We start from the raw sequence: 17,138 nt of genomic DNA, 5'->3' as shown, positions 1-17,138 counted from the left end.
CGCCCAAACGCGAGAAGATAGCGGGCTGTTCCGCTTTTTTTCGAAATGCCCATCCCCATGTCAGATATCGCAACTTCTCTTCCGCGCCGCGCGGACATCAACCCGAAGCCGCTCGGCATCGCCGCGCTGCTCATCGTGCTCGGCGCGGTGTATCTCGGGCAAGCCGTCGGCGCGCGGCAGGCCGCGCTGTACGTGGTCGGCGCGCTGCTCGGCGTCTCGCTTTATCACGCGGCGTTCGGTTTTACTTCGGCGTGGCGCGTGTTCATCGCCGATGGCCGCGGCGCCGGACTGCGCGCGCAAATGCTGATGCTCGCGGTGGGCGTCGCGCTGTTCTTTCCTGCACTCGCCGCAGGGTCGCTCTTCGGCATGCCCGTGACCGGGCTCGTGTCGCCGGCAGGAACGTCCGTTGTGGTAGGCGCGTTCATCTTTGGTATCGGCATGCAACTGGGCGGCGGCTGCGCGTCGGGCACGCTGTTCGCGGTCGGCGGCGGCAACACGCGCATGATCGTGACGCTCGCCGCGTTCATCGCGGGTTCCGTCATCGCGACCGCGCACATGCCGTTCTGGACCGCGCTGCCGCAACTGCAACCGGTATCGCTCGTGAAGACGCTCGGCGCCGGGCCCGCGCTCGCCGTCAACTGGTTCGCGTTCGCGCTGATCGCGGCGGTGACGGTCGTCATCGAAAAACGGCGTCATGGAAAGCTCGTCGCCGCGCACGTGCAACCGGCGCACACGTCGCCTTGGCTGCATGGGCCGTGGCCGCTCGTGGCGGGCGGCATCGCGCTCGCCGTACTCAACTTCGCGACGCTTGCGCTGTCGGGGCGTCCGTGGGGCATCACGTCCGCGTTTGCGTTGTGGGGCGCGAAAGCGGCGGCGGTCCTCGGCGTCGATACGGCGAGCTGGCCGTACTGGATGAGCAAGGCCAACGCGGCCGCGCTCGCCGCGCCGATTTCTCAAGATGTCACCTCCGTGATGGATATCGGCATCGTGCTCGGTGCGATGCTCGCCGCCGCACTCGCGGGCCGTTATGCGCCTGTGTGGCGCGTGCCGATGCGCTCGCTGATCGCGGCCATCGTCGGCGGCCTGATGCTCGGCTACGGTGCGCGGCTCGCGTATGGCTGCAACATCGGCGCTTATTTCAGCGGCATCGTGTCGGGCAGCCTGCACGGATGGCTGTGGCTCGTCGCGGCGTTCTTCGGCAATGTAGTCGGCACGCGACTGCGTCCGTTCTTCGGGCTCGAAGTCGAGCGTGTGCGGCCGGCGTCTTGCTAAGACTTACATCGCGCGTTCCGTTTTTTTGTGGAATCGAGCGCGAGCCGCAGACATTTTTTTCGATCGCTCTCTGCGTTTGTGTGCAGAAACTCTCCTGCGTGACGATCTCGCGAACAGAGACCGCGGGCCGCGCGCTGTGCGAAAATCGTCGGCATGAAAAAGACTACTTTGCTCATCGTTCCGGCCCTGCTGATCGCGCTCAGCCCGCTCGCGCAGGCGAGCGTCGAATCGGGCGCGCATCAGTTCAAGGAAGACGTGAAATCGGCCGGACGTCAGACCGGACACGCGGCGCGCGACGCGGCGCATGCTGTCGGCGACGGCGCGAAATCGGCCGGACACGCCATCGCCGATACTTCGAAGCGCGGCTATCACGCCACCAAAAAATGGGTGACGGGCGAAGAATAAACGTCGTCCGCTCGTTTCACATTTTTCCTTTGCCGATGCGCCCGAAAGCGCATCGCGTTTCAACGCTGGTCGCGTGATGATCACGAATCCCGGCGACAGCCGCGCGCGCCGTGTTGCCTGAGCGCGAACGGGAAAGCGTATGACGTATCTCCTGGGCATAGCTTTCTGCGTAATCGCATTCGGCTGCATGGCCGCCTCGATGGAGCGCCATCAGATGTACCTGTTCGCTCGCGCGCTTCGCGACGGGCAATCGCGCGGCTTTCGCGTCGCGGGGTGGTGCGGCCTCGCGCTTGCGCTGCGCTTCATCGTCGGCGACGAAGAATGGGCGCTCGGGCTCGTCGACTTTAGCGGCAGCACGAGTCTTGCGGCAGTGCTCGTGTACGGCTGTCTTATAGCTTACGAACGGTTTTCCGCGCCTTGACATGCCGGCGATTTATTCCTGGCATCAAGCGATGCTCGTCGGATAGATACATCATTCCCGGCTTTCGAGGAGACACTCGATGAAAGATGAAGATTCGCTCAGCACGATGCGCCGTCGTGTGCTCGCCTCGATCGGCGCGGGATTGCTCGCTACCCTCGGCTTCGAAAGCGCCGTGCATGCCGCATCGGGCGAGGCGTCGCTTCTCGAAACCGTCGCCACGTTCGACGACGACTTTCGTCTCGTCGGCATAGGCGTTTCGCGCGAAGGGCGCGTGTTCGCGACCGCGCCGTCATCTGTCAAGCGCTCGCGTTACAGCATGGTCGAAGTCGATACGAAGACGGGCGCGCTCACGCCATTTCCGGACGAAAGCTGGAACGTGTTCAAGCCCGATGAAGACGGCGCGAAGCAATGGATCTCGTTGCAAGCGCTGTGGGTCGATGAACACGATCATCTGTGGGCGCTGGATTCATCCTTGCCATCGGTCGATCAGATGCGTCAGCCGCCGAAGCTCGTCGAGTTCGATCTCGCGACGCGCAAGATCGTGCGTCAGTTCGACTACGGCAAGCTCGTCACGCAGAAAGACTCGCTCAACGACATACGCGTGGATCACAGGCACGGCTATGCGTTCATCAGCAATGCGGCCAATCAGGGCGGCGTGGTCGCGACGAACCTGAAGAGCGGCGAATCGCGCCTGTTGCTCGCGGGCGATCGATCCAGCGTGTCCGATCCGCAGCAGCATCTGATGTTCGGCGATCGGATCGCGCGCAAGCTCGATGGCGGCGTGCTCGTGCTGCAAACCGATGGCATCGCTTTATCGCCGGATCGTGCGTGGCTCTACTATCGGCCGCTGACCGATCATCATTACTGGCGCGTTCCGACGGATGCGCTCGTCGATGCATCGCTGTCGGCCGAAGAACTCGCGAAGCGCGTGCAATTTCTCGGCGACGGCGCATTGACGGGCGGCCTCATCATGAGTCCGGCCGGCGTGCTGTATGGCGGCGATCTGGAGAACCGCACGGTGGTCGCGTTCAATGTTATCGAGCATGACGACAAGCCAACGCTCAGGCAAGGCACGTTCGTCGGCAAGCATCGGGCGCTGTCATGGGCCGATGGCTTCGCCATATCGAACGGCTATCTCTACATCGCGGATTCGCATCTCCACGAGACCAACTTTTCGAACGGCTATCCGCGCGAGGGCAAGTTCGCGATCTTTCGCGCGCGCTTGCCGAAGCAGCCGTCGCACGGCCTCGCGGGATAGCGTTCGTCGGGCGACATCACCATCCGTGAAAGCGCGGCCATACGACGGTGCTGCCGTCGCTCGCCAGCGCGTGATACTCGGGATATTGCGCGCCGGTTGCGCATGCGTGATTCGGCAAGATGCGCAGCTTCATGCCGATGGGAAAGCGCGTCGCGAGATCATCGCGGCTTTCGACGGCGAGAATGCCGTGCTCCTGATTCGCGCCGACGAGCGCGCAGCCTTCGAGAGGCGTGCCGTCGAGCGCGCATGCGAGCCCATAGCCGTAATCGTGCGTCTGCTTCGACGTGCCACGGTCGCGACTCATCGCCATCCATCCCGCATCGACGATGACCCAACCCTTGTCAGGCTGATGACCGATGACGCTCGTGAGCACGCTCAACGCGACATCGTTCGAAGCGCAGACACCGACGTTCGCCATCACGAGATCGAAGAACACGTAGACGCCTGCGCGCACTTCGGTCACGCCTTCGAGATGTTTCGCGGCCAGCGCGGTCGGCGTCGAACCGACGCTCACCGTTGCACATGCGATGCCCGCCGCGCGAAGACGTTCGGCTGCGCGCACGCATCCTGCGCGCTCCTGTTCCGCGAGTGCGGCGAGCGCTTCGGGATCGTTCAGTTCGTAGCTTGAGCCCGCGTGCGTCATCACGCCGCCGACTTCGACGCCGCCTTCCTGGAGCACACGGCCGATCGCGACGAGCGCGTCGTCGTCGGGCGCGAGGCCTGAGCGATGACCATCCGTATCGATTTCGAGCCACACTTCGAACGTATCGTTCGCGTGCTTGCAATACTCGACGATCGCCGATGCCGCCACCGTGTTGTCCGCGATGATCTTCAGATCGCAGCCCTTCTGTTTGAGGGCCATCGCGCGCGGCAACTTCGCGGGCACGATGCCCACCGCGTAGAGAATGTCCTCGATGCCCGCAGCGAAGAACGCTTCGGCTTCCTTGAGCGTCGATACGGTGATGCCTTGCGCGCCCGCCGCAATCTGCGCCCGCGCGACATCGGCGCATTTCGAAGTCTTCACATGCGGACGGAACTTCACGCCGAGCGCGTTCATGCGCGTCTGCATCCTGTCGATGTTGTGCTGCATCTTCGCGATATCGATGATCGCGGCGGGCGTGTCGAGTCGTTCGAGATTCATGATTCCCTTATCAAGCGATGATCAGGCGATCGGTCCTTCCGGCAGCTTGCGTTGCCACGCAACGGCGATTGCGCTACCCACGATCAACGCGATGCCCGCGAGCGAAAGCGGCGCAATGACTTCGCCCCACGCGACATAGGCAAACAACGCCGCCCACACGATGCTCGTGTAGTTGAAGGGCGCGAGCGTGCCGGCGTCGGCGCGTCGAAACGCGACCGTCATCAGGATTTGCCCGGCAGTCGCCAATGCGCCGAGAAGCGCCATCAAGACGAGCGCATCGAGCGCGGGCGTCTTCCAGCTGAACGCAAGCGTGCCCGAAGTGACGACCGTTCCCACGATCGTGAAAAAGAGGACTGTGGTGCGCGAGTCGTCGGTTGCGCGGATGCGTTTGATCTGGATGATCGAAAGTGCGCCGCACAACGCGCTGAGCAGCAGCAACACCGGCCCGAGCCAGTTCGACTCGCCACCACCCGGACGCACGACGAGCAGCACGCCGGCGAAGCCGATCAGTGCGGCCACGGCCGAGCGCGCGGTGAGACGTTCCTTCAGGATGAACGGCGCGAGCACGACGACGAGCAGCGTCTCCGAATAGGCAATCGCCACCGCTTCGCCGAGCGGCATATAGGGCAAGCCCGCGAAGAAGAAGCCGGACGCGCCGAGCAGCGTGAGCGCGCGCCAGGTCTGTCCCTTGAAGTCGAGACGCTTCAGGCGATCGATCAGCGAACGCCGGCCGACAGCGCACGCGGCAACGGCTGGAACCAGGCCGAATAACATGCGGAAGAACGTGAGCTCGTTGGCGGGATAGTGCAGCGCAACGGCTTTCGCGAGCGTATCGACGATCGCGAAGCACAACATCGAAGCAAGGATGAAGCCAATGCTCGCAAGCGGCAGATGGCTCGTGCGCGTGAGGGCGGTGGAAGGCATGACGTTCGATGACATGACGGAGCCTCGAATCATCGCATAGCTGCGGCCACGACACAGGCCCGGACCTCTTTCACCCCGTTTCTCTAGGGGAAAGCCATTATTTTTGATCAGGTTGACTCGCCGAAAAGTCCTGCTAGGATACGGTCAATAACTTCATCAGCATACTGATCAGTTTTGAAGGAGCGACAGATGGCACTCAAGCTCGCGGCGAAGCTCGCCGATCTCGTGGAAGACGAACCGCTCGGCGTGATCATCGGTGAAGAGCGCATCGCGCTTTATCTGCTCGATGGAGAAGTGCATGCCACGCACAACGTTTGCACGCATCAGTTCGCGCTCTTGAGCGACGGCTATATGGAAGATGGCTGCATCGAATGTCCGCTGCATCAGGGGCGTTTCGATATCCGCACGGGAGCCGCGCTGTGCGCGCCGGTCACGCAACCGATTCGCGTGTACGGCGTGCAGGTGGAAGGCGGCGAGATCTACGTCGATCTTTGATACGCGCGCAAATCATGACTCGGACAACATTGATCATCGGCGCGGGACAGGCTGGCGCGCGCGCGGCAGAAGCGCTGCGCACGCATGGTTACGAAGGGCGCATCGTGCTCGTCGGCGATGAACGCCATGCTCCGTATGAAAGGCCGCCGCTGTCGAAGGATGTGCTCACAGCCAAGGAAGACGACGATTGCTTCCGTGGCTGGGTGCATTCCATCGAGCTATATGGCGAAGCGTGCATCGAATGGCTCAACGACCGTGTGCTGCGGCTCGATACGCAATCGCACGTCGCGACGCTCGAACGTGGCGACGAACTTCGCTACGACCATTGTCTCCTGACGACCGGCGGCCGCGCGCGCCAGTTGCCGGGCGCGCCCGAGGGTCCGCATACGTTTTATCTGCGCACGCTCGACGATGCGATGCGTCTGCGTGCGCGGCTCGCAACGGCGCAATCGGTTGCGGTGATCGGCGGCGGCTTTCTAGGATTGGAATTCGCGGCGAGCGCAAGAACGCGCGGCCTCGACGTGAGCGTGTTCGAAACGGCATCGCGCTTATTGAGCCGCGCGCTGCCGCCGATATTCGCGGAACGTCTGCGCACGAAGCACGAAACACATGGCATGCGCTTCGTATTCGACGCGACGAATCTGCAAGCAACGGAACGCGCGACTGGCGTGCAGGTCGGTGCCGAGCAGTTCGACCTGTGCGTGATCGCTATCGGACAGGAACCGAACGACGAAGTCGCCAAGGCCGCGGGTATCGCGACGAACAATGGCATCGTCGTCGATCGACATTGCCGCACATCCGCGCACGATGTCTTTGCGGCGGGCGATTGCGCGAACTTCCCGTATGGCGCCAACGATCGCGCAACGCGTCTCGAATCGTGGCAGAACGCGCAGGAACAGGCGATCGTCGCGGCGCGCAACATTGTCGGCGATGCGATCGCGTATGCGCCGACGCCGTGGTTCTGGACCGATCAATACGACTGGAATATCCAGATGCTCGGCATGCCCGATGGCGCGGTCGATGAATGGATAGAACGCGCGGGCGTGGACGGCAAGACCGTGCTCATGGGACTGCGCGAGGGCGTCATCGTCCATGTGCTCGCGATCAATCAAGGCGGCGAACTGCGCGCCTTGAGACGGCTCGTCGAAGAAGCCGTGCCGGTCGACGCCGCCATGCTCGCCGACCCCACGATCAAGCTGCGCCAGCTCGACAAGCTGGTTCGCTCAACACACTCGGGAGTTCAAGGTGTACTCGACTGAAACCATCATCGGCATTCATACGCCTTTATCGAAAAACCCGCCTATCGAAGGGCTCGCGTGGCCCGAAGAAGGACTGCAATGCATTCCGGACTGGGTGTACACGAGCGAAGCCGTTTATACGCGCGAAGTCGAACGCATCTTTCATGGCCGCACCTGGAACTTCGTCGCGCTCGAAGCGGAAGTGCCGAATGCCGGCGATTACAAGCGCTCTTATGTGGGACCGACGCCGGTCGTCGTCTCGCGCGCGGAAGATGGCTCGATCAACGTGTTCGAGAATCGCTGCGCGCATCGCGGCGCGGAATTTTGTCGCCACAGCCGCGGCAATAACAAGGAGTTCGTGTGCCCGTATCACCAATGGTCGTATGACCTGAAGGGCAATCTACAAGGCGTGCCGTTCCGGCGTGGTGTGAACAAGCTGGGCGGCATGCCGAAGGACTTCCGCAACGAAGCACACGGCCTGCGCAAGCTCGCGGTCGCGACGCGCAACGGCGTCGTGTTCGCATCCTTTGCGCACGACATGGAATCGCTCGAAGACTATCTCACGCCCGAGATTCTCAAGGACTTCGACGCCGTGTTCAACGGCAAGCGCCTGCGCGTGCTGGGCTTCTACAAGAACGAACTGCCGTGCAACTGGAAGATGTATCACGAGAATCTGAAGGACCCGTATCACGCGACGCTGCTGCATTCGTTCCTCGTCGTGTTCGGCCTGCTTGTGGCGGGCAATCGCTCGGCGATGGTCGCGGATAGCAAGTACGGCATCCACGGCACGATGGCTTCGGCGAAAAGCGACTCGCTTTATGCCACCATCGACGAAGACAAGAAGAAGGAGATGCGTTCCTTCCACGACGGCATGACGTTGAGCGACGAACGCCTTCTCGACTTCGTCAAGGAGTTCGACTCCGAATGGTCGGTGACGATGCAGACCATCTGGCCCAATCTTATCGTGCAGCGCGAGATGAATACGCTCGGCGTTCGTCATATCGTGCCGAATGGACCGCACAGCATGATCATGCTATGGACCATGTTCGGCTACGAAGACGACACGGAGGACATGGTGCGTCACCGTTTGCGTCAGGGCAATCTGATGGGACCATCGGGCTTTCTCGGACTCGAAGATAACGAAGCGATGAAGTTCGTCCAGGAGGGCGTGCGCCGCTCGGTGAGCGACCGCAGCATTATCAAGCTGGACGGCGACAAGATCGGCACGGCTGACAACCTGATCTCCGAGGCTGCCATTCGCGCCATGTACAAACATTATCGTGAAGTGATGGAGTTCTAGATGTTGCCAGGATTCGAAAAACATAACATCGCGCACGACAAGGCGCTCATCGCGCGCGCCGCGGTCGAGGACTTTCATGCCGAGTATTGTGCGGCGCTGGATGGCGGCGACATCGAGCGCTGGCCGGAATTCTTCACCGAGAACTGTCTTTATCGCGTGACCGAATACGAGAACGTCGCGAACGGCTTTCCGGTCGGGCTCGTGTATGCGGAAGGGCGCGACATGCTGCGCGACCGGGCCGTGGCTATCGCACGCACGCAGATGTTCGCGCCGCGCCAGATGCTGCACTTCGTTTCCAATGTGCGCATTCTGAACGCGACCGACGAGGAAATCGTCGCGCAGAGCAACTACATGCTGCTGCAAACGCTCGTGGAAGGCGCGACGACGATGCATCAGGCGGGCAGGCTTTTTGACCGCTTCGCGCGCAATGGTAACGTTCTTCTGCTGAAGGAAAGACAGGCGGTCTACGACACCGCGATGATCGCGAACGATCTTGCTTACCCTGTCTGAACATCGTTGGGAGAGAGCGCATGAGTGATATCGAACACATGGAAGCGCCAGCCGAAAGCGGTGGCGTCGGCGTGCGCGTGCGGCGTCGCGAAGACGAGCGGCATCTGCACGGCAAGGGCAAGTTCGTCGCCGACTATACGTTTCCCGATTTGCAGGAAGTGGCGTTCTTGCGCAGTCCCGTCGCGCATGCGCGTATCGCGCGCATCGGCAAGCCGGCGAGTCATGGGGCACAGGTCGTCGTGCGCGACGATATGCAAAGCGCCACCGATATCGTCGCCGATTCGAGCCTGCCCAGTTATAAATCTTCGTCGCATCCGCCGCTCGCATCGGGCAAGGTGCGTTTCGTCGGCGAGCCGGTTGCCATGTGCTTCGCGAAAACGCGCGCACTAGCTGAAGATATCGCTGAAGAAATCGAACTCGATCTAGACGAGTTGCCGGCGTTCGCGAATGCTTTTACCGCTCGCGAGCGCACCGACGTGCGCGTACACGATCACTGGACCGACAATCTTTTTCTCGACCTCAAGGCCGACGTCAACTTCGACGAGCGCTCGAAGGACGCGCCCGTCGTCGTGAAGCAGAAGGTCGATCTCGCACGTCAATGCATGGTGCCGATGGAAGGCAAGGCCGTGCTCGCGTATTGGGACCACACGCATTCACAACTCGTCGTCATCACGTCGACGCAAGTACCGCACATGATTCGCACTGTGCTGTCGCAATGTCTGGGCGTCGATCATGCGCAAGTCCGCGTGATCTCGCCCGACGTGGGCGGAGCGTTCGGCTACAAGTGCGTATTGCAGCAGGAAGAGCTATGCATCGCATGGCTCGCGCTGACGTACAAGACGCCGTTTCGCTTCATCGAGGATAGGCGCGAACATCTGATCGCGGGTGCGAACTCGCGTCAACATCATTACCAACTGACCGCTTATGCCGATAAAACCGGCCGTCTGCTCGCGCTCGATGCGGAGCTTTTGATCGACGGCGGCGCGTATTCCGCATGGCCTTTCACGATCGGCCTCGAAACGGGGCAGGCGCTCGGCAATCTTCCCGGGCCCTACGATTTCAGCGGTTATCGCTGCCGCACGCAATGCGCCGCGACCAACAAGCCGGGCTTTCTGCCTTATCGCGGCGTGGCGCGCACGGGCGTTTGCTTCGCGATCGAACTGACGATGGATGCGATAGCGCGCGCGGTCGGACGCGAAGCGTGGGAAGTGCGTCATGACAATCTCGTGCGCGGCGCGGACATGCCTTATACGAACGTCGTGAAGAAGCACTACGACAGCGGCGACTTTCAGGAAAGCCTGCGACGCGCGGTGGCGCAACTCGATGTGACGAAGTGGCGCGCGCGGCAGAAAGCGGGCGAGAAGGACGGACGTCTCGTTGGCGTCGGCTTCGCGACCTTCACCGAGCAATCGGCGCACGGCACGGGGGTGTTTGCATCATGGGGCTTGCCCGTGGTGCCGGGCTACGATCTCGCGACCGTGCGCATCACCGCCGATGGCGGGCTCGAAGTGCGCGCGGGCATTCATTCGCACGGACAGGGCATGGAGACGACGCTTGCGCAGATCGCGAACGAAGTGCTTGGCGTGCCGCTGCAAAAGATCAAGGTCGTGCATGGCGATACGGCGCTCACGCCCTATTCGACGGGCACGTATGCGTCGCGCAGCATCGTGATGGCGGGCGGCGCGGTGGCTGCCACGTGCCGCGAGCTCTTGCCGCGTCTGCTTTTCATCGGCGCGCATTTGCTCGGCGAAGAACTCGATGCCGTGCGCTTCGAGAAGGGCGAAGTGATCGGCGCAAAGGGTCGCGTGCCGATTCACGATATCGCGGCCGCATGGTATTTGCGTCCCGAGCGCTTGCCCGCCGGCGTGAATCTCGCCGGCCTCGAAGCGACGCAGGGTTTCAAGCCGAAGGTCGACACGGGCGCTTTCAGCTATGCGACGCACGCGGCGGCAGTCGCGGTCGATCCGAAGACGGGCGATGTCGAGATTCTCGACTACGTGATCGTCGAGGATTGCGGACGCATGATCAATCCGATGGTCGTCGAAGGGCAGACGATCGGTGGCACGGCGCAGGGCATCGGCACCGCGTTCTACGAGGAAACGCTCTACGACGACAACGCGCAACCGCTCACGTCGACGCTCGCCGACTACATCTTGCCGGGGCCGACCGAGTTGCCATCTTTGAAGATCATCCATATGGAAACGCCGTCGCCTTATACGGAGTTCGGTGCAAAAGGCGTGGGCGAAGGCGGGGCCATCGCGCCGCCGGCCGCGCTCTTCAACGCAGTGAACGACGCGCTCACGCCTATCGGCGCGCTAGTGTCGGAAACGCCCTTGACGCCGCGCCGTCTGCTTGCCGCGATTGAAACCGCGAAGGCTCGCAAAGCGACGAGTAACGAAGAACTGACTCAGGAGGTGGCGGGATGAAAGCCGCTGCGTTCGAGTATGTGAGGGCGACGTCGCTGTCTGACGCGCTCAGGGAATTGAGTAACGCGAAGCCCATATCCGGCAGTCAGTCGATGGGACCGATGCTCAATCTGCGTCTTGCCCGGCCGGGCCGGGTCGTGGATGTATCGCGCATCGCGGACCTGCGCCACGTCTCCGATGCGGACGAGTACGTGCGTGTCGGCGCGGCGGTCACGCATGCGGAGATCGAGGACGGCAAGCACGCGCTGCTGCGTCATCCGTACCTGCAGCATGTGGCGGGCGGCATCGCGTATCGTGCGATTCGCAATCGCGGGACCATCGGCGGCAGTCTCGCTCATGCCGATCCCGCCGCCGACTGGCCGCTTGCATTGTCCACGCTCGATGCGCGTCTGGAGCTATCGAAAGCGGCCGGCACGCGGCAAGTACGCGCGAGCGAATTCATGCTCGGCGCATTCACGACGCTGCTCGAAGACGGCGAGATCATCACCGCCGTGCTGCTACCGAAGCTCGGCCCGACGCTTCGTTGGGGCTATTACAAGCTGTGCCGCAAGACCGGCGAATTTGCACACGCGAGCGCATCGGCCGCATTCGACGCGCGCACCGGGCTCGCACGTCTCGTGCTCGGCGCACTCGATGGCCCGCCGGCCGCACTCGACGATCTAGCGCGGCAAATCGCGCAGCGCGGCCTGTCTGCCGCCACCGACGATGCGCTCGCGCAAGCCGTGACGAGCGCGATGCCCAACGCGGACGGCATCGACCGGCAGATTCATACGGCAGCGCTCGAACGTTGTCTCGCGCAAGCGTTCGGCGTGTCGAACGCGAATGAAGTTTAAAGAGACTGCCATGTCCGTCATCGAACTCACTATCAACGACCGTGCCGTGCGCGGCGATATCGAATCGCGCGTGCATCTCGGCGACTTTCTTCGCGACACGCACAATCTGACCGGCACGCATCTCGGCTGCGAGCACGGCGTGTGCGGAGCATGCACCGTGCTCGTCGAGGGCGAGCCGGTGCGCTCGTGCATCACGTTCGCGGTCGCATGCGATCAACAGAAAGTACGCACCATAGAAGGCTTCGACGACGACGAACTGATGAAGCGTCTGCGTCGTTCGTTCTCGATTCATCACGGCCTGCAATGCGGATACTGCACGCCCGGCATGCTGATCACCGCGCGCGATATCGTGCGCCGCTTTCCCGATGCCGACGAAGCGCGCATCCGGCTCGAACTGTCGGGCAATCTGTGCCGATGTACCGGCTTTATGGGGATCGTCACAGCGATCAAGGCGGTGCTTGCCGATCTGAAGACGAACCCGATCGCGGACGCGCCCGTCGCCCGCGCGATAGTTAGCGATGCAACTACATCCGCGCCCGCGTTTCAGACGTTCGCGGCCGCGCCGGCCGCTGCACCACAAGCGCCCGTTGCCACGAGCGCGGCATCCCCGGATCAGCCAACGGCGCAACGCAAAGGCTGGACCGCGATCGACGACAGCTTCGTCGTGCCTTTCGCGCTCGAAAAGGTGTGGGCGTTCATGGGCGATCTTCCATCGGTCACGTCGTGTCTTCCCGGCGCGGAACTGGTGGAGCACGACGGCGAAAGCGTGAAAGGCAAGATCGCGATCAAGTTCGGACCGATGTCCGCGAACTTCGCTGGCGCGGCGCGTCTCGATCGCGACGACGCTGCCCATCGCGCGGTCATGCGCGGAGCAGGGCAGGACAACATCAGCCGCTCGCGCGCCAACGGCGACGTGACCTACGCATTGAGCAGCGAAGACGGCGGCGCAAAAACGCGCGTGGCCGTCACGCTCGAATACATGTTGCAGGGACCGCTCGCGCAATTCTCGCGCTCGGGGCTCGTGAAGGATTTCGTGCGCCGGATGATCGCGGATTTCGGCGCGCGCATCCCGGCGCAGCTCGGCGGAAGCGCGGCGCCCGAGGCGGCGCTGTCGGCATCGTCCGCGAAGTTCAATGCGGGCAGCCTCGTATGGAGCGTTGTCTGGGGGCGCATCAAACGGCTTTTCGGAAAGGGCGATTGAACGCGTGTATCGGGCCGGTCTCGGCTCGATGTCCGGTCATATCGTCAGCCTACTGATCAAATGGAGTTCAAATGAGCAAGCGGATTCGCAAGATCGCGCTGGAGGAGCACTTCAGCACGCCGGGTTTCCAGAGCTATTCGAAGAGCTTCACGCAGCACATCGCGCCTGAAGTCCTGCGCGATCTCGCCGCGCGCCTGACCGATTTCGACGAACAACGCATCGTTGAAATGGACCGCGCGGGCATCGACTACACGATTCTCTCGCAGACGGGTCCGAGCGTGCAGGGCGAGCCGGATGCGGCGCTCGCCATCAGCCGCGCGAAGGAGTGCAACGATTTTCTCGCGCAACAGATCGCGCGTCATCCGTCGCGCTTCGGCGGCTTCGCAACGTTGCCGATGCACACCGCGAAAGCCGCATCCGCCGAACTGACGCGCGCCGTTCGCGAACTCGGCTTCAAGGGCGCGCTCGTCAACGGTCATACGCTCGGGACCTACTACGACGACCGCGCCTACGATCCTTTCTGGGCAACGATGCAGGAACTCGACGTGCCTTTGTATCTGCATCCCACCGATGCATTCGTGAATCCGCGCGTGCTCGACGGTCATCCCGAACTCAACGGCGCGACGTGGGGCTGGGGCGTCGAAACGGGTAGCCACGCGTTGCGCCTGCTGTTCAGCGGCGTGTTCGATCGCTTCCCGAATCTGAAGATCATTCTTGGCCACATGGGCGAAGGTCTGCCGTTCTTGCGCTGGCGCTTCGACAGCCGCTTCGCCGTGTATTCGCACGGACTGAGCCTCGAACGCGCGCCTTCGGAGTACATCGGCACGAACATCCTGATCACGACCTCGGGCGTGTGCTCGGCGCCCGCGCTCATCGGCGCCATCGGTGAAATGGGCGCGCAAGCGGTGATGTTCTCGGTGGACTATCCATATGAATCGACCGAGATCGCGGCGGACTTCATCGAACGTGCGCCGCTCGACGACGAGACGCGAGCGCTCGTCTGCCACGGCAACGCGGAGCGCCTCTTCCGCCTTTGACATCCCGCACAAACTCAAGGACATGGAGCAGCAAATGACGAAGCCATACCGCATCGGCCAGATCGTGCCGAGCTCGAATACGACGATGGAGACCGAGATTCCCGCGATGTTGCTCGCGCGTCAGACGATTCGTCCGGAGCGCTTCACGTTTCATTCGAGCCGCATGCGCATGAAGAAGGTCGTGAAGGAAGAACTCGCCGCGATGGATGCGGAGTCGGATCGTTGCGCCGTGGAACTGTCGGATGCGCGCGTCGATGTGCTCGGCTATGCGTGTCTCGTCGCGATCATGGCGATGGGGCATGGCTATCATCGCGTGTCGCAAAAGCGCCTGCACGAGCGCACCGTCGAGAACGGCGGCGATGCGCCGGTCATCACAAGCGCGGGCGCGCTGGTCGATGCATTGAAGGTGATCGGCGCGAAACGCGTGGTCGTCGTCACGCCCTATATGAAGCCGTTGACCGAGCTCGTGGTCGACTATATCCGCCACGAAGATTACGACGTGATCGACTATCGCGCGCTAGAAATTCCCGACAACCTCGAAGTCGGCCGGCACGATCCGGGCAAGCTTCCGGAGATCGTCATGTCGATGCGATATCAGGAAGCCGATGCCATCGTGCTGTCGGCGTGCGTGCAGATGCCTTCGCTGCCGGCGATCGCGAAAGTCGAGGCGATGACGGGCAAGCCGGTCGTCACCGCGGCCGTCGCGACGACCTACGCGATGCTCAAGCAACTCGGACTTGACGCCGTCGTGCCCGGCGCGGGCGCGTTGCTGTCCGGCGCATATTGAGCGAGGACGACATGTCGACCTATTTGTACGGCGCGAACGTTCAGGCGAACGGCATCCGTCAGCATTATCTGCGCTACGGCGGCGCTCGCACGGGACTCGATCCGGTGATCGTCGTGCCGGGCATCACGAGCCCGGCGGTGACGTGGGGATTCGTCGCGGAACATATCGGCAAGGTGTTCGATGTGTACGTGCTCGACGTGCGCGGGAGAGGTTTATCGTCCGCGTCGGATTCGCTCGACTATAGCCTCGACGCCCAGGCCGCCGATCTGATTGCATTTGCAACTACTTTGGGTTTCGGGCGATACAGCGTCGTCGGTCATTCTATGGGCGCGCGCATCGGCATGCGCGCGGCGCGTTCAAAGCCGGCGGGCATGGCGCGTCTCGCGATGATCGATCCGCCCGTTTCGGGGCCGGGGCGCCGCGCATATCCATCGCAATTGCCGTGGTATATCGATTCGATTCGACAATCGCGCGAAGGCATGAGCGCCGACGCAATGCGCGCCTTCTGTCCGACCTGGACCGATGAACAACTCGCGCTGCGCGCCGAATGGCTTCATACGTGCGACGAACGCGCGATCCGCACAAGCTTCGAGGGCTTTCATACCGACGACATTCACGCCGGTCTTGCGCACTTGCGAATACCCGCGCTGCTCGTAACGGCCGGCAGAGGCGACGTCGTGCGCGACGACGATGTAGAAGAGATTCGCGCACTCGTGCCGCATCTCCAGCACACACGCGTGCAAAACGCCGGCCACATGATTCCATGGGACGACGAAGCCGGCTTTCATGCCGCACTCGGCGATTTCCTTGGCGCATCCATTCCGACGCTCGTCGAGGGAGGCAATCATGCCAGTCAGTGACTATCAGATGGTCGATGCGTGGACGAAGGTGCTCAAGCTCTCACGTCTCGAAGCGGGGCAAACCGTCACTATTCTCACGAGTGCCTCGACGCATCCGCAAACGCTTTCGACCGCGCTCATCGCGACGCAATCGATGGGCGCAATCGTCAATCGCCTCGACTTGCCTCCGGTGAACGGCGAGAAGGCGTTGAGCCGCGATTCGCTCGCGTACCTCGGCACGACACCGTTGACGGGCAATCGCGCCGCGATCGCCGCGTTGAAGGAAAGCGATCTCGTGCTCGATCTGATGACGTTGCTGTTTTCGCCCGAGCAACTGGACATACTCAAGACCGGCACGAAGATCCTGCTCGCGGTGGAACCGCCCGAAGTGCTCACGCGTCTCGTGCCGACGCTCGCCGACCGCGAACGCGTGCTCGCGGCGCAGGCGCGCATCGCGCGTGCGAAAGAGATGCATATCGTCTCTGCTGCCGGGACGGATTTTCGCTGTCCGCTTGGCGAGTTCCAGCCGATTGCGGAATACGGCTTCGTCGATGAACCGGGACGCTGGGATCACTGGCCGAGCGGCTTCGCACTGACTTTCCCGAACGACTACAAGGCGCACGGCCGCATCGTGATCGATCGCGGCGATATCCTGCTGCCGCAGAAAAGCTATGTGCAGGAACGCATCGAACTGACCGTCGAAGGCGGTTATGCAAAGCGAATTGAAGGCGGCATCGACGCGCAACTGCTTAGCCAATACATGGCGACTTTCAACGATCCCGAAGCCTACGCGATTTCACATATAGGCTGGGGCTTGCAGCCGCGCGCGCACTGGTCGACGCTCGGGCTCTACGATCGCGAGGCGACCATCGGCATGGATGCGCGCGCGTTCGAAGGCAACTTCCTGTTTTCGCTCGGACCGAATAACGAAGCCGGCGGCAAGCGCACGACGACTTGTCATATCGACATTCCGCTACGTCATTGCGATGTATTCCTCGACGGCGAGCCCGTCGTGCGCGATGGCGTGGTGCTCGACCGCTGATTCACGAAA

Annotated in this window: 17 protein-coding genes; 15 read left to right on the top strand and 2 right to left on the bottom strand. The window is 62.5% G+C overall.

The window, feature by feature from the left end:
* The first annotated feature begins 57 nt into the window (after positions 1 to 57).
* The 4 genes from AWB82_RS12935 to AWB82_RS12920 all read left to right on the top strand — a co-directional run bounded on the left by AWB82_RS12935 (position 58) and on the right by AWB82_RS12920 (position 3,356).
* The gene (locus AWB82_RS12935) at positions 58 to 1,272 is read left to right on the top strand and encodes a YeeE/YedE family protein (protein ID WP_086967585.1); all 1,215 of its coding nucleotides are present in this window, start codon (positions 58 to 60) and stop codon (positions 1,270 to 1,272) included.
* 153 nt (positions 1,273 to 1,425) lie between these two features.
* Positions 1,426 to 1,677 (top strand): hypothetical protein, encoded by a 252-nt coding sequence (locus AWB82_RS12930; protein WP_086967583.1) that lies wholly within the window; start codon positions 1,426 to 1,428, stop codon positions 1,675 to 1,677.
* Positions 1,678 to 1,816: 139 nt separating this feature from the next.
* The gene (locus tag AWB82_RS12925) at positions 1,817 to 2,098 is read left to right on the top strand and encodes a DUF3325 domain-containing protein (protein ID WP_086967581.1); all 282 of its coding nucleotides are present in this window, start codon (positions 1,817 to 1,819) and stop codon (positions 2,096 to 2,098) included.
* Positions 2,099 to 2,177: 79 nt separating this feature from the next.
* Positions 2,178 to 3,356 (top strand): L-dopachrome tautomerase-related protein, encoded by a 1,179-nt coding sequence (locus AWB82_RS12920; protein WP_086967579.1) that lies wholly within the window; start codon positions 2,178 to 2,180, stop codon positions 3,354 to 3,356.
* 16 nt (positions 3,357 to 3,372) lie between these two features.
* On the opposite strand, the gene AWB82_RS12915 is transcribed toward AWB82_RS12920, so the two are convergent.
* The gene (locus AWB82_RS12915; protein WP_086967577.1) at positions 3,373 to 4,497 is read right to left on the bottom strand and encodes a DSD1 family PLP-dependent enzyme; all 1,125 of its coding nucleotides are present in this window, start codon (positions 4,495 to 4,497) and stop codon (positions 3,373 to 3,375) included.
* Between the two features lie 21 nt (positions 4,498 to 4,518).
* A complete protein-coding gene (locus AWB82_RS12910; protein ID WP_086967679.1) occupies positions 4,519 to 5,421 on the bottom strand; it encodes a DMT family transporter in 903 nt (300 codons plus the stop codon).
* Between the two features lie 189 nt (positions 5,422 to 5,610).
* Between AWB82_RS12910 and AWB82_RS12905 the strand changes: the two genes are divergently transcribed.
* The 11 genes from AWB82_RS12905 to AWB82_RS12855 all read left to right on the top strand — a co-directional run bounded on the left by AWB82_RS12905 (position 5,611) and on the right by AWB82_RS12855 (position 17,129).
* Complete coding sequence (locus AWB82_RS12905) at positions 5,611 to 5,916, top strand: non-heme iron oxygenase ferredoxin subunit (RefSeq protein ID WP_086967575.1); 306 nt, start codon at positions 5,611 to 5,613, stop codon at positions 5,914 to 5,916.
* Between the two features lie 14 nt (positions 5,917 to 5,930).
* Positions 5,931 to 7,175 carry an NAD(P)/FAD-dependent oxidoreductase gene (locus AWB82_RS12900; protein WP_086967573.1) on the top strand — a complete coding sequence of 415 codons (1,245 nt, stop codon included), beginning with the start codon at positions 5,931 to 5,933 and terminating at the stop codon, positions 7,173 to 7,175.
* Positions 7,162 to 8,454, top strand: a complete 1,293-nt coding sequence (locus tag AWB82_RS12895) for an aromatic ring-hydroxylating dioxygenase subunit alpha (protein WP_086967571.1) — start codon at positions 7,162 to 7,164, stop codon at positions 8,452 to 8,454. The genes AWB82_RS12900 and AWB82_RS12895 overlap by 14 nt, the downstream gene beginning before the upstream one ends.
* On the top strand, positions 8,455 to 8,964 hold the full coding sequence (locus AWB82_RS12890; protein ID WP_086967569.1) for an aromatic-ring-hydroxylating dioxygenase subunit beta: 510 nt from the start codon (positions 8,455 to 8,457) through the stop codon (positions 8,962 to 8,964).
* A 20-nt stretch (positions 8,965 to 8,984) separates the two neighbouring features.
* A complete protein-coding gene (locus AWB82_RS12885) occupies positions 8,985 to 11,390 on the top strand; it encodes a xanthine dehydrogenase family protein molybdopterin-binding subunit (protein WP_086967567.1) in 2,406 nt (801 codons plus the stop codon).
* Complete coding sequence (locus AWB82_RS12880) at positions 11,387 to 12,223, top strand: FAD binding domain-containing protein (protein ID WP_086967564.1); 837 nt, start codon at positions 11,387 to 11,389, stop codon at positions 12,221 to 12,223. The genes AWB82_RS12885 and AWB82_RS12880 overlap by 4 nt, the downstream gene beginning before the upstream one ends.
* A gap of 10 nt (positions 12,224 to 12,233) precedes the next feature.
* A complete protein-coding gene (locus AWB82_RS12875) occupies positions 12,234 to 13,424 on the top strand; it encodes a xanthine dehydrogenase family Fe-S subunit (RefSeq protein WP_086967562.1) in 1,191 nt (396 codons plus the stop codon).
* A gap of 71 nt (positions 13,425 to 13,495) precedes the next feature.
* Positions 13,496 to 14,461, top strand: a complete 966-nt coding sequence (locus AWB82_RS12870) for an amidohydrolase family protein (protein WP_086967561.1) — start codon at positions 13,496 to 13,498, stop codon at positions 14,459 to 14,461.
* A 34-nt stretch (positions 14,462 to 14,495) separates the two neighbouring features.
* Positions 14,496 to 15,248, top strand: coding sequence for a maleate cis-trans isomerase family protein (locus tag AWB82_RS12865; RefSeq protein ID WP_086967559.1), 753 nt, complete (start codon positions 14,496 to 14,498; stop codon positions 15,246 to 15,248).
* 11 nt (positions 15,249 to 15,259) lie between these two features.
* Positions 15,260 to 16,108 carry an alpha/beta fold hydrolase gene (locus tag AWB82_RS12860; protein ID WP_086967557.1) on the top strand — a complete coding sequence of 283 codons (849 nt, stop codon included), beginning with the start codon at positions 15,260 to 15,262 and terminating at the stop codon, positions 16,106 to 16,108.
* Positions 16,095 to 17,129 carry a M29 family metallopeptidase gene (locus AWB82_RS12855; RefSeq protein ID WP_086967555.1) on the top strand — a complete coding sequence of 345 codons (1,035 nt, stop codon included), beginning with the start codon at positions 16,095 to 16,097 and terminating at the stop codon, positions 17,127 to 17,129. The genes AWB82_RS12860 and AWB82_RS12855 overlap by 14 nt, the downstream gene beginning before the upstream one ends.
* Positions 17,130 to 17,138: the final 9 nt, after the last annotated feature.

The sequence above is a fragment of the Caballeronia glebae genome (assembly GCF_001545035.1).
In the GTDB taxonomy this organism is placed as follows: Bacteria; Pseudomonadota; Gammaproteobacteria; order Burkholderiales; family Burkholderiaceae; genus Caballeronia; species Caballeronia glebae.
The sequence above is the reverse complement of the archived record's forward strand: the minus strand, read 5'-3'. Positions and strand labels throughout refer to the sequence as shown.

What these genes read in the sequence shown, in the direction of transcription:
- AWB82_RS12935 (WP_086967585.1), top strand. Translation starts at nt 58, where the DNA reads ATGTCAGATATCGCAACTTCTCTTCCGCGCCGCGCGGACATCAACCCG.
- AWB82_RS12930 (WP_086967583.1), top strand. Translation starts at nt 1,426, where the DNA reads ATGAAAAAGACTACTTTGCTCATCGTTCCGGCCCTGCTGATCGCGCTC.
- AWB82_RS12925 (WP_086967581.1), top strand. Translation starts at nt 1,817, where the DNA reads ATGACGTATCTCCTGGGCATAGCTTTCTGCGTAATCGCATTCGGCTGC.
- AWB82_RS12920 (WP_086967579.1), top strand. Translation starts at nt 2,178, where the DNA reads ATGAAAGATGAAGATTCGCTCAGCACGATGCGCCGTCGTGTGCTCGCC.
- AWB82_RS12915 (WP_086967577.1), bottom strand. Translation starts at nt 4,497, where the DNA reads ATGAATCTCGAACGACTCGACACGCCCGCCGCGATCATCGATATCGCG.
- AWB82_RS12910 (WP_086967679.1), bottom strand. Translation starts at nt 5,421, where the DNA reads ATGCCTTCCACCGCCCTCACGCGCACGAGCCATCTGCCGCTTGCGAGC.
- AWB82_RS12905 (WP_086967575.1), top strand. Translation starts at nt 5,611, where the DNA reads ATGGCACTCAAGCTCGCGGCGAAGCTCGCCGATCTCGTGGAAGACGAA.
- AWB82_RS12900 (WP_086967573.1), top strand. Translation starts at nt 5,931, where the DNA reads ATGACTCGGACAACATTGATCATCGGCGCGGGACAGGCTGGCGCGCGC.
- AWB82_RS12890 (WP_086967569.1), top strand. Translation starts at nt 8,455, where the DNA reads ATGTTGCCAGGATTCGAAAAACATAACATCGCGCACGACAAGGCGCTC.
- AWB82_RS12885 (WP_086967567.1), top strand. Translation starts at nt 8,985, where the DNA reads ATGAGTGATATCGAACACATGGAAGCGCCAGCCGAAAGCGGTGGCGTC.
- AWB82_RS12880 (WP_086967564.1), top strand. Translation starts at nt 11,387, where the DNA reads ATGAAAGCCGCTGCGTTCGAGTATGTGAGGGCGACGTCGCTGTCTGAC.
- AWB82_RS12875 (WP_086967562.1), top strand. Translation starts at nt 12,234, where the DNA reads ATGTCCGTCATCGAACTCACTATCAACGACCGTGCCGTGCGCGGCGAT.
- AWB82_RS12870 (WP_086967561.1), top strand. Translation starts at nt 13,496, where the DNA reads ATGAGCAAGCGGATTCGCAAGATCGCGCTGGAGGAGCACTTCAGCACG.
- AWB82_RS12865 (WP_086967559.1), top strand. Translation starts at nt 14,496, where the DNA reads ATGACGAAGCCATACCGCATCGGCCAGATCGTGCCGAGCTCGAATACG.
- AWB82_RS12860 (WP_086967557.1), top strand. Translation starts at nt 15,260, where the DNA reads ATGTCGACCTATTTGTACGGCGCGAACGTTCAGGCGAACGGCATCCGT.
- AWB82_RS12855 (WP_086967555.1), top strand. Translation starts at nt 16,095, where the DNA reads ATGCCAGTCAGTGACTATCAGATGGTCGATGCGTGGACGAAGGTGCTC.